The following is a 14,566-nucleotide window of genomic DNA, read 5'->3' as shown; positions in this document are numbered from 1 at the left end:
GCGGTACCGCAGAGATACCTTGGCTTTATTGCCTTCTTCAAGGAAACGTATCAGGTTGCGTAGTTTTACCTGATAATCTCCATCTTCAGTTCCAGGACGGAATTTAACTTCCTTAACCTGAGTCTGAACCTGCTTCTTCTTCGCAGCCGCCTTCTGTTTCTTGTCCTCATAGAGGTGCTTGCCGTAGTCCATAATCTTGCAGACTGGAGGTACAGCTGTCGCGTTAATCTCTACCAGGTCGAGCTCGGCTTCCAGAGCCAGATCAAGAGCTTGTCTCAGCGGAACGACACCGACCATTTCGCCATCGGCAGCAATCAGTCGCACCTCTTGAGCGCGAATATTCTGATTAATCGGGGCACGAGGTGCCTGTTGCCGACGATCCCGCGGATTCGAACGTTTGATTGGTAATTCTCCTGTTTCGCCTAAATTATCAAGAACAGTATTAAGAACGGCTACGCTGTTCAACATTTGCTGCAAGCAGCTCCTCAAATGCGTCTATGGTCATAGTCCCAAGATCTTCACCGGAGCGCGTGCGTACAGCAACAGAATCTGATTCTACTTCCTTATCGCCAACTACAAGCAGATAAGGTACCCGTTCAAGGGTGTGCTGGCGGATTTTAAAGCCGATCTTCTCGTTTCTCAAGTCCGCTTTAACTCGGAAACCACTGTTTTTCAGTCTGCATTCTACATTTTCTACGTAGGAGGCCTGATTATCAGTGATGTTGAGGACCGCAGCTTGTGTAGGTGCAAGCCATACTGGGAAGCGACCTTCGAAGTGTTCAATCAGTATACCGATAAAACGCTCAAAAGAACCCAGTATTGCCCGATGCAGCATAACAGGCGTCTTACGCTCACCATGTTCATCAACGTACTCTGCACCCAAACGACCAGGCATTGAGAAATCCACCTGAATAGTACCACATTGCCATACACGACCAATGCAATCTTTCAGAGAAAATTCAACTTTTGGGCCATAAAAGGCACCCTCACCGGGCAACTCTTCCCAAGGCAGGCCAGCAGCATCCAGCGCTTCAGCCAGAGCCTTCTCAGCCTTATCCCAGATTTCATCAGAACCAACCCGCTGCTCAGGACGTGTGGAAAGCTTATAAATCAGGCTGTCCTTCTCAAATCCGAAGTCCGCGTAAACATCATGGAGAAAATCGATAAACTCAGACACTTCAGATTGGATCTGGTCTTCTGTTGAGAAGATATGCGCATCATCCTGAACAAAACCACGTACACGCATAATACCATGCAGGGCACCAGAGGCTTCATTACGGTGGCAAGAGCCAAACTCAGCCAGACGCAAAGGCAGATCCCGGTAACTGCGCAATCCCTGATTGAACACTTGTACATGACAAGGGCAGTTCATAGGCTTAACAGCCATAACACGCTCATCATTTTTCAGAGTGAACATGTCATCGCCAAACTTGGACGCATGACCTGATTTTTCCCATAGGGAAATATCAACCAGAGAAGGCGTTTTAATCTCCTGATAGCCGCGTTCAATCTGCTTGCGGCGCATGTACTGTTCCAGAGACTGGTAAATACTCCAGCCATTTGGATGCCAGAACACCATGCCTGGCGCTTCTTCCTGCAGGTGGAACAGATCCAGTTTTTTGGCCAGCTTACGGTGATCCCGCTTTTCCGCTTCTTCCAGGCGATGCAGGTAAGCTTTCAGGGCTTTTTTGTCTGCCCATGCGGTACCGTAAACACGGGTCAGCATTTCGTTGTTGGAATCACCACGCCAGTAAGCGCCGGCAACTCGCATCAGTTTGAAAGATTTCAGCTTGCCTGTAGAAGGCACGTGTGGGCCACGGCACAGATCTTTCCACTCACCCTGCTGGTAAACAGAAATCTCTTCCCCTTCTGGCAACTCTTTGATGATATCAACCTTGTACTTTTCACCCATGTCATCAAATTCACGGATGGCATTTTCCCGACTCATAACCACACGCTCAATAGCAATGTCAGCTTTGGCCAGTTCTTCCATGCGCTTTTCGATCAGCGCCAGATCTTCAAGGTTGAAAGCACGCTCGTAAGCGAAATCGTAGTAAAACCCGTCTTCAATAACCGGGCCGATGGTTACCTGGGCACCAGGAAACAAACTCTGGGTTGCCATCGCCAGCAGGTGGGCGGTGGAGTGACGAATAACGTCCAGACCGTCTTCATCGCGACTGGTAATGATACTGAGAGCAGTATCCTTTTCAATAACATGGCTGGCATCAACAACATCGCCATCAACACGACCAGCAAGAGTGGCCTTGGCCAGACCTGGGCCAATATCCTGGGCAACTTCCATAATAGAAACAGGTTGGGCAAACTCGCGTTTGCTGCCATCAGGAAGAGTAATAACCGGCATAAAATTCACCTTAAATTCAATTCAGTGGCAATCCAAACCAGGGACTGCATGTTCACGGGCAGTGGCAGCCCTTACCAAGGACTGCATGCAACATAAAATCAACTCATAGAAGAATATTGATCTGAGCAGCACATCATACCGGTGATAACTCATCTCTACCACCGACATCAATCAACCAAATCACTCTGAACCAACAGCCGCCACGGTGTTTTTCGATCACTGGACGTTCTGTCAAAAATTTTCTCAATAGCATAAATGCCCTGCTGCCCGGGATACCAATCCACGGTTGCCAGAATGCGCCCAGTACGAACATAATTCAGCAACTGTGGATCGCCATCAAAGCCAGTAATACTCAAGGGGATATTTTTCAGATCTGCCGCCCGCATAGCACCAAGAGCCATCGCATCATTCGCTGCAAAAATTCCGTCCAAATCCCGAAACTTATCCAGTAACGCCATTGTTACATCCTGAGCTTTCAGGGCATCCCATTCAGCGGACTTTACAGCAACAACCTTAATCCCTGCCCCACCAAGGACACTTTTGGCGGCAACAACCCGCTCAAACGATGCCAGCTCCCCAGGAGATCCAGACAAAATCGCAACCTTCCCACCTTTGCCAACTTTCTGAGCCAGATAACTTGCCAAATTTCGGGCTGCGCTGGTGTTATCCGGCCCCACTCTGGGAATAATCAATCGATTGCGACTTAACAATTCAGGATCAAGCCGACTGTCGATATTAACAACAGAAACCCCTTTCTTTTTCGCCTCAATCAACTGTGGGATTAATGCCCGCGTACCAACAGGCGCAACAATCAACCCATCAACCTTTTGCACCATCAACTGCTTGAACCATTGCTTCTGAGCAGCAATATCTCGGTTATCCAGAGAGCCACCAGAAATCACCCGACAACGGGATGCTCCACTGGCAACCCTCTCCTCACAATAAAGCTTCGCTTCCTTTTCTAGCTGCTGATAGATAAACCCATCCAAACCATGCAATACCATACCTATAACAGGAACCTGGCGATAACCCCCTTTCCGCCCAATCTCTTCACCCTGCACACTCCCCTCCACCGTTGAAAACACCACCAGCAAAAAAATATCTCGACAAAAACGCCGACAATGACGCATCCGGGGGAGCCACAGAAGGAGACAAGGAACCACAAATCACCTCAGCCAGAGCGAGATTCAAAACCGGAAAAGCCAACACAGTGTAGACACCAGACTCAACTGTTAAAGGTTGGACTTTCAATAACTTACGGAACGATCGCTCCGTTTTCATCGATTCACGCCTGCCCTAACAGATAAAGATATTCCTGCAAGTCGGTAGAAGTTATCTAAGCTTGCCCTCCAGTAAAGATCTGGCTCAGGGAGAGCCAGCCCGTCATTACTCTGGGTAATCCCATGACGACTCTGGGTAATCCCACAACAGAGTCAAGTATCCGTTCGTAAAGTTTTTTAGCAGCGTAGCCTGATAAAAACATTTGAAATGAGACCAATAAGAGGAAACAGGGCAACTTATGAGCATGTTAAACAGAACCAGGCATCTGCTGACTCCGCTCTCAGCACTTCTTCTTGCCAGCCCAGCCATAAGCATGGCTGAACAGAACACTCCTGATCCTACTCCGGTTATTCGCTCTGAAGCCGCACAGATTACCCACAAAGGAGCCAAACTGTCCGCCGACGATGACGGCAGGCTTCATTTGCGTATCAGCCATGAACTGATGATCAGCAAACCTGATCAGCTCAAGGACGCTCTGCTTGAAGTCATCCTTAATAGCCAAACTCATCGCAGCACTCCCACAGAAGTGGATGGCGATGGAAAAATTCATTACCTGGTTGAACTGGGTAAAAACGAATCGGGAACAGAACTTTTCCTTAAACCTGTCTCCCTGGAGTCACCAGTCACCAAAGCCATCAGCGATATTGCTACAGGTACACTATTCCTGTTGTCCATGAAAGCTGTTGATAAAGCCAATAAATACAAAAATGGCGGAGACTCTTTTCAGTTCGGATCCGTTGATGAGGATTTCCTTTACCAAAGCTTCCCTCGCAACTACCTCCGCCAGGGAATGCTACTTTCCGCATTTGGAACGGGTGAGGCTATCAGCACTCTTGGCTCCGCCGCTCTTGGGCGCACCAAGGGAGAACAGAGAACCAACCTGGCAGACGCTCTTCCGGATTTTGCCAGCACTGGGCTTATGGCGCTGGCATCCAGGGGCGCGTACACCGGAAATGTAGACATAATCAGCGCGTCGGAATGGCGAGATATCATCAGTCTGTATTCGATGAGTAGCACCACCAACACCTTAAGCACCACCCTCCAGAAAACTATTGCCTCCATTGGCCATGACCTGACCGACTGGAGCGACCAGACCATAGACCGTTCCGCCCAAGCCAGTCAGATCGTGCTCAGTTCAACCATATTAGCAATATTGTCCAAATACTCAGACTACAAACCCGGATCAAACGACAGCAAAAGCTGGGGGAAAAACTTCCTGACCTCCTCCATGGCTATCACTGTCACGTACAATGTGCGTGAACTGGCTTCGGACTTTGTTACCGACATGACTGGCAGCAAGACCTGGGGGGAATTTCTGACTGCCGGTGTTATGGCTGCAGGGGCTGGTATTGTTCAGGCTAGGAACAAGGGTAGGCTGAAATTTAATAATATGACTTATAAAGAAACCTCAACCTTTATGGCAGCAGAAGCAGCCGGTGCGAGTCTTGGCTTTGGCCTCCAGAGAGCTGTTAACGCCCTTGTAGGAGATGAAAGTTCCTCCAAAGCCCGGGCAGCCCGAATCGGTACAGCTTTCGTGGCTGCCGTTGCCCTGAAAGGAGCGACCGAGTTAGCCACGCTTTACATACCTGGTGGCCGCACCTGGAAAAAAACCTTTACCAAGGTGCTAGGTCCTATGGGAGATGGTGTAATCATTGCCAATATGTTTGACATTATGAACCTGACCAGTGAAACCGTTGTCGAACCCTGGTTTGTCAAACCTATTGCGCAATCCCTTGGCCTGGCAACTCCAAACAAACAACTCCCCGCCCTGCGCCTGAGAGCCAACGTTATTCGTCGCCCACTTTTAGAGGGCTAAACGCCTGTCAATCACCGGGGTAGGAATACCCCGGATTTACTGCACCACCCCAGTCTCTGTTAGACTTCACGACTTTGCGCCAGCTGAGCACTAAGTAAACGGAATGACAGATACGCGCCCCAACACCTGCGACTACCGCCGCCTGTTTCTGGAAAACATCCCCCTGCTGGATGTCCGCGCCCCCATTGAATACGACAAAGGCGCATTTCCCAAAAGCACAAATTCTCCTTTATTAAACGACGAGGAGAGAGCACAGATAGGCACCTGCTACAAACGCAAAGGACATGATGCAGCCGTTGAACTCGGCCACCAGCTGGTTGCCGGAGAGACCCGCGACGAAAGAACCCAAAGCTGGATTGAATTCACCCAGCAGCACCCTGCAGGGTACATCTACTGTTTTCGGGGCGGAGAACGCTCCCATATGGTTCAGTCCTGGTTAAAAGAGGGAGGCGTAGACTACCCCCTCATAACCGGAGGCTATAAAGCGCTGCGAAACTGGCTGTTAGACTATCTCGAAGATTCTATAGATCAGTGTCGTTTTATTATTCTTGGCGGCAAAACCGGCACAGGTAAAACCCGCCTTTTGACACGCTCTCCTGACCATATTGATTTAGAAGGGCTAGCCAACCATAGTGGCTCAAGTTTTGGTCGCAGGGTTGGCGGGCAGCCCACACAAATCGGCTTTGAAAACAATCTAGCCATCAATCTGTTAAAGCTTCGGGATCAAGGAATCAACACCTTCCTGCTTGAGGATGAAAGTAAGCTGATTGGTCGCTGCTGCCTGCCTCCAACCCTGAAAGCCAAAATGGACACAGCTCCCATCTTACTCCTGGAAGAAGATCTGGAAACACGCGTCCAAATCACCTTCGAAGAATACATTAGCCAGAATCTGAAAGAGAATATTGCCCTTCACGGTGAAGAGAAAGGTTTTGGCCTTTTTTCAGAAGAGTTGCTCGCCAGTATAGATCGTATACGTAAACGCCTGGGTGGAGTCCGCCATCAGGAATACCGCTCTATTATGGAAGAAGCTCTGGAACAGCAACAGAACGGGGAAGAACCCTCCCGCCACAAAGATTGGATTGCCGCCCTGCTCCGGGATTACTACGACCCCATGTACGAGTACCAGCTTGAGCAAAAACAGGATCGCATCGTGGCCACTGGAAACCAGCAGCAGCTTGCTGAGGAATTTCTTCTCAGCGGAGCCCTGTCCAGTCTCACTCCAGCTTACTAGACACGAATAAACGGTCGGGCTGAGCTATGCGAAGCTCGACAGTCGAAACGACATAGAAGACTAGCCTCTCCCGGTTCCTCTCTCTACAATCCGGTCATAGGCTGATAATACGAATAGCACTGGACACGCCATGACCAACACCTTTTTCAACGAAGACATTGATCGCCGGGGCACCTCAAGCCTGAAGTGGGATAAGTACAAAGAACAGGACATCCTGCCCATGTGGGTAGCGGATATGGACTTTCAGTCCCCTCCGGAAGTGGTTGCCGCCCTGTACGACAGGGTTAGCCATGGCGTTTTTGGCTATACAACTCCCCCGGAAAGTCTCGAGCAGATTGTTGTAGAGCGACTCAACAATCTTTACGACTGGCCTATTGAACAGGAATGGTTGGACTGGCTGCCCGGACTAGTCTGTGCACTTAATATATCTGTACGCACCTGCGCCAAGGAAGGTGAATTCGCTGCTGTGCCCTGCCCAGTGTACTACCCATTTCTAACGGCACCCGGCCTTGGCAATCGTCAGATGATGCAAATCTTCTGGAACAAAACCAACAACGGCTCCTGGGAACTGGATTGGGACTGGCTGGAACAGAACATTAATAAAGACACCAAAATCTTTATGCTGTGCAACCCGCAAAACCCTAACGGTCGCGTTCTTACCCGAGAAGAACTGGAAAGGCTGGAACAGTTTTGCAAAAAACATCAACTGGTTGTCTGCTCCGACGAAGTTCACTGCGACCTGATACTGGATCGCGACAGTTGCCATATCCCTTATGCGACAATCAGCGATTATGCGCGGGACAATTCCATTACCCTGATGTCCCCGTCAAAAACATTCAACTTGGCAGGCCTTGGCTGTGCCTATGCAGTCATTCCCAACCCGGAGTTGCGCAAACGTTTCCGCAGAACCCGCAAAGGTATAGTCCCTGATCCCGACAATATGATTTTTGGTTTTGCGGCCGCCGAAGCGGCTTACCGCAACGGCGAACCCTGGCGCCAATCTTTACTGGAACACCTGCGCAGTAATCACGAATATCTGATGGAACAGATAAACAACATTCCCGGATTAACCATGACACCCCACCAGGCGACATACCTGGCCTGGATCGAATGCAAATTACCGGAAATCAAGAACGCACAGTTGTTTTTTGAAGAGCACGGTGTTGGCTTATCTGCCGGTGCCCCTTTTGGTGATCCAAACTATGTGCGGCTTAACTTTGGCTGTACCCGCAAACAGTTGGAAGAAGCAGTCCGTCGCATGAAAACAGCCGTCAGCAAACTTACATAAAAATCATAAAAAAGGGACCAAACGGCCCCTTTCAATAACACTTATTCATCAGTGTCTTCACTGAAAAAACTGTTTATAGAATCCTGGCTTCTCGCCAGCGGTTTCTCTTTTACGCCTGGTAATAGAGGAAGAACTGCCTTCTGAATCAGAGCTATGTACGCCACTGCTTCTTTGGGGTGAACGGGAGCGATCACGACTACCAACAGAAGTTCGTTCACGACTGTCAACAGGAGTTCGTTCACGACTGCCGGATCGACTCCGACCGCCGCTTCCTGTCTCCTTTAACCGCGCTAGCGTATCAGCTTCAGTGGCAGTAGAGGTTGCTGAGAAATTCTGAGCAGAAGAATCCGTTACAGCTGTCAGAGAGGGTTCCATTGCTATGTTGTTCTCATCCCCACCATCAGCAATAACTGTTGTGCCAGCAATTGTTGTGGCGCCGTGGGTAACACTATCAACACTATCAGTCTCTTGAGATACCACAGGGTCTCCCTAACCTACCATTGATCAGTCAGATGTTGGGGTTTTAGTAGCTCTACGTTTGACTCCAGAACTGAGTTCTTCGCCTTCATCGCCTTCATCGCCTGACCGAGGACGCTTTCTAGAAGCTCTCACTGCAGTAAGATTACCCTCTAACTTTTTAAGTTCGACGTCTTCCAGCTCTTTTTCACGCACTTCATAGTCAGATACTTTCAGATCCTGAGTCACTGCGTCAAGTGTAGCCTGAAGCTTCTTCTGCTCTTCAATAGCTTTACTAGTGCTACGAAGAGAACGCAGTTTTCCAGTTGCTTCTTTAGACGCTGCCAATGCCTTTTGGGTGCTCTCAAGTACCTCTTGCAACCGGGCTATCTCGGCTTCCTTCTGAGTATTTCGCTCTTGCAAAACGCTCTGGAGTGTCTCAGTTGAAGCAAGCTTTGCAGTGTTTCCTGTTTCAGCATCAGCCGTAATCACTGGCTCATTGACTGCCGAAGTCGCTGTTTGATTTGAAGTTAGCTCCGCTGCCACCACCGGGTCAGTGTGCGAAATACCCGCAGAGTCGGACTGACTCTTGGTAACATCGCGCGCTGCAATAACCATTGGAGCTGTCTGGCTAGAGCTAGAGCCTGCGCTAGGGCCAGAACCAGGACCAGTGTTAATAAGTTTTCTTTTGACCTTCTGCCGTGGGTGCACCAGACGCTCACTCAGGCATACCTGAAATAGCTTCTTATGACACGCAGTACTCATGCAGCATTGCAGAACCTCACACATATGTCTGGCGTTATTAATATTGGCATTAACCTGCTGACTATGTTCACTCAGTCCAGCAGATTCATCTTCCGGTATCACCATGGCCTCTTTAGCCATTGCAGTAAGAGCCCGATAAAGCACAACAATGCTTTCGTGGCTGTCCAGTGCTGCACACAAGTTGCTGACTACATCCCTACTGTCCCGTTCACGACCCTGGAGGTCGCCATAAGGCACATAACCATCCGCTGTCTTCTCTAAAACCTTTGCTCGGGGTCTGGACAAGCATCTCACAATCCTCCCTGCAGCACTTCCGGCGTCCGACTCAGAAGATCCTTTTTCCACTTTAACAATCTCTGCCATCAAACGGTTAAGGTCTACCCGGTCTCCGACCAGATACAGGAAGGCACGGGCACGGGCAATATCGCCTTCCACATCAACATGCCCAGCCTCATGGAGAGCAGCAAGGTGACACTTACGACTGGGTGCATAATCTACGCCGTCATCGTCTTCCATTGGGGGGCTGATAAGATCGCCCAACAGGGAGTTCTTGTCCCGCAGTTGCCTGAACAGTTTATTGGGCGCAGTGTCAGCCTCATAAGTTTTTTCTTCGCCTGACGTTCTTGAAGTTTTCACATAGTCTTTGTGATCCATACACAGGTGTACTGTCATCATAACCAATGAAGGTACATCCACACACATTATGTAAAGACTGTCACGTACCTCAGTCGGGGTCATCTCACAAGCCAGTCTGGGGTCTTTCAGCATGTGCAGCTTTTCTTGAATGGTGCGCTCATCTTTACGACCTGCCTTATCAAGCTTTTGCCGTTCTTTTTTGGCTGCCTGTTCCATTTGTATATAACTATGGGTATACAATTCCTTAAGAGTTTTCTCCATTGCAGCACTCACATCTGGGTCTGCACCCTTGAGCGCGTCCACACCACGCAGACCAACTTCCTGCCGAATCGCATCTGAGAGTTTTCCGCGGTAGCGATCGTCACCAAGAAGCTCGCCTAAAAACTTTTCTGTCAGCTCTTCATCAGCCAGAACATTTTCCAGACTTTCCCTATCACTGGTGGAGGTTGAGATCAGAGCGGTGTACACAGCCTTCGCCAGAGAGACAATGCCAAGAATCTCATTGTCTTGATTAACAGCTGTGATTGATCTGAAAGCATTAGTTTCCAAAGCCAGCACAACAACGGCCTTCAAAAACTGCTGACGACCGAAACCGCGCAGAACACTCAAGTCACCCTGGTGTTGTTTCACAACGTCTAAAACACTATCGGGAACACCCAGCGCCAGCAGTAGAGACCGGTAAGGCCCCTTTGGGCTAACCAGCAATCGGGAAAGACCGGTCACATTGAATGACCCACTAACCTCAGCATTTGTCAGAGCCTGATAGACATTTTCCAGCATGGCATCATGATTATCAGTGATTCTGACAAAGGTATTGACTGCATTTGCAACTGTAGCCTCACGTGCTGAAAGCTGTTTTGGTTGTGGCTTTACAAATAGTCGGCAAGCCTCTCTGGCATAATTGGCACAAATTTCCAGTACGGAAGCCTTGGCTTCCGGCTCACACACTACCGCGGTATAAGGAGTGTCTAAACCAAACAATGTTTTACGGTTTTTCTGAAACTTATCCCTTTCTTCACCGTGCTCCCCGGCGTACCCAAGGAAGCTCACGAATTCAGCTACGTTTTGCATTTTGCTTTCTCCAGCAGTCTACGAGCGGCACGCGCCTGCTCTATTCAAGCACCCTACAAAGACCAGCGTGCCGCCCGGCATCCCATGTCTTAACAGGTTCCCTTTCACGTAATTGACTGATAATGGAGATGAGTGGTTCATAACAGCTTGAGCAGTGTCGCTAACCTGTGTTTTCCTTGTTTATGGAAAGCGTGACGAAAACCGCCAATTGCAGCCGGTGTCAGTGTTCGTTAGGCTGCCTTCATAACCATGTTGTGAGCCTGTTGTGTCTGAACATTCCTGTACCATTACCCCTGTTGGTATTATTCGTTCCTGCTATCGGGAAAAATTTGGTATTCCACGGCAACCGGGGCTGGCCGCCAGTGCCCGTGCACGGCTGGTGCTGACCGGAAAAAGTAACTGCCCGGAAGCCGTGGCAGGCCTGGAAGCATTCAGCCATTTATGGATACAGTTTCTCTTCCACCAAACTCAGAACGATGGCTGGCGCCCGACAGTTCGCCCGCCAAGACTGGGGGGCACTAAAAGGGTTGGAGTGTTTGCCACGCGCTCTACTCACCGACCAAACCCGTTAGGTTTGTCGCTGGTCAAACTGGAAGGTATTCATCAGAAGAATGCTCAGGTGTGGTTGGAATTGTCGGGTATCGATCTTCTGGATCAAACACCAGTTGTTGATATCAAACCCTATCTACCCTGGGCTGATAGCGTTGACAGTGCAGAGGCTGGTTTCGCTCCCACAGAACCTGATGACCATCCGGTTTGGTTTACTGACCAGGCTTTGGAGCTCTGCCATCACTATGAAGAAAAGAATGGACAGCCTTTGCAACAATTAATAGTTGAGGTTCTGAGCCAGGACCCTCGCCCGGCTTATTTAAAGAAACGCCTGCGAGAAGATTACGGAATACTGCTCTGGGAATACAATATTCGCTGGCGGGTAACCGAAACTGGCTTTGAGGTATTTGCCATAGAGGCAGGACACTGATTGCGTTGCAGTCAGAGTTCTCTGACTGCAACTTGTGTAGAATCAGTGAATCAGTCACAGTAGGTGACAAGAACAGAACAACCATAAGAATAAAAAAGAATGATGAAATCACTGACTGCAGTGGTTATCGCTGCCTCCTTATTGATAGCCTCAGGCTGTTCATCAACCCCTGAAAAAGGCGGTGAGACAGCGAGCCTTTCCTCAATTACCAAACCGGTGTTAGGTGTAGCCAAAGCTGCAGGCCGTGGCGTGTACTGGACTTTTGATGAAAGTTCAAAGTTGGTTATCAAAGGTTTGAAAGCTACCCGTGATGCTATTCCGGAAAACATTCGCAATACCACCACAGAAACTGCCAGCACAGCCGGTGGTTTGGCTGCTGACGGTGCTCTGTTGACCCTTTCCCTGCTACCCGATGATGTACAGAAACTTCTGCCAACAGAGATTGAAACTTCAATTCCTGCACCATCTGCGCCGGAAACCGCGCCAGTTCCCAGCATCCCCGAAGATGCCGACGCACTGATTTTTGTGATGCGCCCTCATTTCACGGGTGTATTTAACCGTTTTGAAGTTTATCTGAATGGCAAAGAGCCTGAGAATCTGGCTGGATATACCCGTCATTATGAATATATTGCCCTGCCTCTTAAATCTGGCCGCTACGCTCTGCACTCAAAAGGTGAAAACTGGTCTTCTGTGAATGTGACGATTAATCCTGGTGAGCGTATTTTCCTGGAGCAGAAAGCCAGTAAAGGGTTATTCCTGAGCAACCAGAAGCTGGTTCAAATCACGCCACAAAAGGCCAGTGAATATCTGACTTTTACCGAGCCAGGCTCTCTGGTACTGGAAGGTCAGGAGGTTCCGGGGCTTAACTACATGGATGAAACCACACATCTTGCGGATTACGCATTTCGCCAATCAAGTAAACAGCTGACCAAAACCACCGAGACCGTTAAAGAGTTATACACCCAGATTGTTAGCCCTGATTCTCCCTGAGAAGATCTGATTTCAAGAAAGGCTCAGTGATACACTGAGCCTTTCTTCTTTCTACCGACGGTAAATATGATTATTCCCTGGCAACAACTGGAACAGCCAACCCTGCAAAATCTTATCATTGAGTTTGTATCCCGCCACGGCACAGACAACGGTGATGACACTGAACTTTCTATGCGCACTTCGCAGGTTTTGGAGCAACTGCGCAATGGCAGTGCTGTTATCGTTTGGGATGACCTGACCGAAAGTGCCAACATTGTTCCCGTCGGCGATGTTGGGATCGCCTAAATAGAATATTTATTTCTAAAGCCTCTGCTATGTTTCAGGCCGGTATTCTCCGAGGACAGGCCAATGTCTCTTGCATCGCTCAGGCTTTTCACTGCCTTTTTGTCACTACTTCCAACACTAGTCTTTGCGAGTAAAGAACCCACTCAAGCTATCGGGGTGCAAATGGAACGCATCCAGGAGTCTGAGAAATTTTCCACTAGAATGGAATTAAGGAGTTACAATTCCACTCAGCCGGTTGCCTCCATGCCAACAACCTCTAAAAAACGAAGAAGTAATTGGAGAATCCCACCGAAACTCAACGCTAAAGTCTCCCGTCACACCATCAACGAACAAAAAGTCTTTATTACCGATAAAGAAACCGGTGGTGAACTTGTGAGCAGATGGATGGTTAATCTGCAAAAAAGAAGAACAACAACCGGAGAAGGAACAACATTTGGACTGGCAACAGGTAGCTCACCGGTTCTAGTTTATGAAAACTTGGTGAAAGCCTATAACAATGGTGATTTCACCACCGAGAATTTAAATACAATCAATCTGGACGAATACGCCAATTTAGAAGCAGGACACAAAGAAACCTATAAACAATTTATGAAGAAAAATCTTTTTGATGACATAAAACTACCGGAAAGCCAGTTTCATATCTTCGGCTCTAACCCACACTCTAACGACGAAGAAGATGAGGAAATCCAGCGCATCAATGAACTACTGAAAACCTATCCTCGCCATCTGCAGCTTCTTGGTATCGGCCCTAATGGACACATTGGTTTTAATGAGCCCGGCAAAACACTCACAGTCGACACTGGAGCAAGAGTGGTGAAGCTTGCAATCGCCACCTGTGAGGCAAACAGCCGATTTTTCGATAACGACATTAATGCGGTTCCCACCCATGCCCGCACTCTGGGCATTGCCGACATTCTGGCTGCCGATTCGATAGTTATCCTGGCCTGGGGCGAAGCGAAAGCCAGAGCGATACAAAAAGCTATTACCGGGCCGGTCGATTCGCTTCTTCCTGCCAGCTTTCTCCAGAGACACAAAAATGTAGCCTGGGTTATCGATAAAGAAGCCGCCAGCATACTTTTTGGGAAGGGTATGAGAATAACAAGAAGTATGGCTCGCATGAATCTATATCTTCAAAAACAGATTCCGCAAGCCAATCAATAAAAAGGGTTACAGGCTACAGCGCCTGAGTTGCTCACCATATTCACTGGCACGCCACTTCACTTTGGTGGCAACATTCAGCAGCCACTTTTTACTCTTATGGCTGCCACGGGAATAGCCGCCCCACCCTTCGTGATAGTTCAGGTACTGTTTATCTGCGTGCCAGAGAGAAACACCATTTTTCTCTCTGGATTTGTAGGTGTACCAGCCAATAAAGTCGATAGCATCTTCAAAGTCATCCCGGTCGG

At 48.9% G+C, this 14,566-nt stretch carries 13 protein-coding genes and 1 pseudogene; 7 read left to right on the top strand and 7 right to left on the bottom strand.

Annotation, left to right across the window (positions count from 1 at the left end; translation table 11 throughout):
- The 4 genes from infC to QMA35_RS18840 form a co-directional block, all read right to left on the bottom strand.
- A partial coding sequence (infC, locus tag QMA35_RS18855) for a translation initiation factor IF-3 (RefSeq protein ID WP_281648699.1) occupies nucleotides 1-468 on the bottom strand: 468 nt, incomplete at its 3' end.
- Nucleotides 443-2,362, bottom strand: a complete 1,920-nt coding sequence (gene thrS, locus QMA35_RS18850; protein WP_281648698.1) for a threonine--tRNA ligase — start codon at nucleotides 2,360-2,362, stop codon at nucleotides 443-445. The genes infC and thrS, both read right to left, overlap by 26 nt.
- Nucleotides 2,363-2,529: 167 nt before the next feature.
- On the bottom strand, nucleotides 2,530-3,423 hold the full coding sequence (locus QMA35_RS18845; RefSeq protein ID WP_281648697.1) for a substrate-binding domain-containing protein: 894 nt from the start codon (nucleotides 3,421-3,423) through the stop codon (nucleotides 2,530-2,532).
- Nucleotides 3,413-3,643: a hypothetical protein gene (locus tag QMA35_RS18840; protein ID WP_281648696.1), complete on the bottom strand. Its 231-nt coding sequence runs from the start codon at nucleotides 3,641-3,643 to the stop codon at nucleotides 3,413-3,415. The genes QMA35_RS18845 and QMA35_RS18840 overlap by 11 nt, the downstream gene beginning before the upstream one ends.
- A gap of 238 nt (nucleotides 3,644-3,881) precedes the next feature.
- On the opposite strand from QMA35_RS18840, the gene QMA35_RS18835 reads away from it, so the two are divergent.
- The 3 genes from QMA35_RS18835 (at nucleotide 3,882) to QMA35_RS18825 (ending at nucleotide 7,978) form a co-directional block, all read left to right on the top strand.
- Nucleotides 3,882-5,459, top strand: coding sequence for a hypothetical protein (locus QMA35_RS18835; protein ID WP_281648695.1), 1,578 nt, complete (start codon nucleotides 3,882-3,884; stop codon nucleotides 5,457-5,459).
- 103 nt (nucleotides 5,460-5,562) lie between these two features.
- The gene (gene mnmH / locus QMA35_RS18830) at nucleotides 5,563-6,690 is read left to right on the top strand and encodes a tRNA 2-selenouridine(34) synthase MnmH (protein ID WP_281648694.1); all 1,128 of its coding nucleotides are present in this window, start codon (nucleotides 5,563-5,565) and stop codon (nucleotides 6,688-6,690) included.
- Between the two features lie 130 nt (nucleotides 6,691-6,820).
- Complete coding sequence (locus QMA35_RS18825; protein WP_281648693.1) at nucleotides 6,821-7,978, top strand: PatB family C-S lyase; 1,158 nt, start codon at nucleotides 6,821-6,823, stop codon at nucleotides 7,976-7,978.
- A gap of 57 nt (nucleotides 7,979-8,035) precedes the next feature.
- Here the strand turns inward: QMA35_RS18825 and QMA35_RS18820 are convergent, their stop codons facing one another.
- Together QMA35_RS18820 and QMA35_RS18815 are read right to left on the bottom strand one after the other, a co-directional pair.
- Entirely contained in the window at nucleotides 8,036-8,458 is a 423-nt protein-coding gene (locus tag QMA35_RS18820) for a hypothetical protein (protein ID WP_281648692.1), read from the bottom strand.
- 24 nt (nucleotides 8,459-8,482) lie between these two features.
- Nucleotides 8,483-10,906 (bottom strand): hypothetical protein, encoded by a 2,424-nt coding sequence (locus tag QMA35_RS18815; protein ID WP_281648691.1) that lies wholly within the window; start codon nucleotides 10,904-10,906, stop codon nucleotides 8,483-8,485.
- A 265-nt stretch (nucleotides 10,907-11,171) separates the two neighbouring features.
- Between QMA35_RS18815 and tsaA the strand changes: the two genes are divergently transcribed.
- From tsaA to QMA35_RS18795, 4 genes are all read left to right on the top strand, one after another.
- Nucleotides 11,172-11,885: a tRNA (N6-threonylcarbamoyladenosine(37)-N6)-methyltransferase TrmO gene (gene tsaA, locus QMA35_RS18810; protein WP_281648690.1), complete on the top strand. Its 714-nt coding sequence runs from the start codon at nucleotides 11,172-11,174 to the stop codon at nucleotides 11,883-11,885.
- A 99-nt stretch (nucleotides 11,886-11,984) separates the two neighbouring features.
- Entirely contained in the window at nucleotides 11,985-12,875 is an 891-nt protein-coding gene (locus QMA35_RS18805; RefSeq protein WP_281648689.1) for a hypothetical protein, read from the top strand.
- Between the two features lie 66 nt (nucleotides 12,876-12,941).
- Nucleotides 12,942-13,160: a YheU family protein gene (locus QMA35_RS18800; RefSeq protein ID WP_281648688.1), complete on the top strand. Its 219-nt coding sequence runs from the start codon at nucleotides 12,942-12,944 to the stop codon at nucleotides 13,158-13,160.
- Nucleotides 13,161-13,403: 243 nt separating this feature from the next.
- Nucleotides 13,404-14,321 (top strand): glucosamine-6-phosphate deaminase, encoded by a 918-nt coding sequence (locus tag QMA35_RS18795; RefSeq protein ID WP_281648687.1) that lies wholly within the window; start codon nucleotides 13,404-13,406, stop codon nucleotides 14,319-14,321.
- A gap of 6 nt (nucleotides 14,322-14,327) precedes the next feature.
- On the opposite strand, the pseudogene QMA35_RS18790 reads toward QMA35_RS18795, so the two are convergent.
- Nucleotides 14,328-14,566: pseudogene (locus QMA35_RS18790) on the bottom strand (hypothetical protein); the annotation flags it as partial.

The organism is Parendozoicomonas sp. Alg238-R29, assembly GCF_947331445.1.
Taxonomy (GTDB): domain Bacteria; phylum Pseudomonadota; class Gammaproteobacteria; order Pseudomonadales; family Endozoicomonadaceae; genus Sansalvadorimonas.
Note: the sequence above shows the minus strand (reverse complement) of the source record. Positions and strands in the feature narration are given on the sequence as shown.

What these genes read in the sequence shown, in the direction of transcription:
- QMA35_RS18815 (WP_281648691.1), bottom strand. Translation starts at nt 10,906, where the DNA reads ATGCAAAACGTAGCTGAATTCGTGAGCTTCCTTGGGTACGCCGGGGAG.
- QMA35_RS18840 (WP_281648696.1), bottom strand. Translation starts at nt 3,643, where the DNA reads ATGAAAACGGAGCGATCGTTCCGTAAGTTATTGAAAGTCCAACCTTTA.
- thrS (WP_281648698.1), bottom strand. Translation starts at nt 2,362, where the DNA reads ATGCCGGTTATTACTCTTCCTGATGGCAGCAAACGCGAGTTTGCCCAA.
- QMA35_RS18825 (WP_281648693.1), top strand. Translation starts at nt 6,821, where the DNA reads ATGACCAACACCTTTTTCAACGAAGACATTGATCGCCGGGGCACCTCA.
- QMA35_RS18795 (WP_281648687.1), top strand. Translation starts at nt 13,404, where the DNA reads ATGCCAACAACCTCTAAAAAACGAAGAAGTAATTGGAGAATCCCACCG.
- QMA35_RS18805 (WP_281648689.1), top strand. Translation starts at nt 11,985, where the DNA reads ATGATGAAATCACTGACTGCAGTGGTTATCGCTGCCTCCTTATTGATA.
- QMA35_RS18835 (WP_281648695.1), top strand. Translation starts at nt 3,882, where the DNA reads ATGAGCATGTTAAACAGAACCAGGCATCTGCTGACTCCGCTCTCAGCA.
- QMA35_RS18800 (WP_281648688.1), top strand. Translation starts at nt 12,942, where the DNA reads ATGATTATTCCCTGGCAACAACTGGAACAGCCAACCCTGCAAAATCTT.
- mnmH (WP_281648694.1), top strand. Translation starts at nt 5,563, where the DNA reads ATGACAGATACGCGCCCCAACACCTGCGACTACCGCCGCCTGTTTCTG.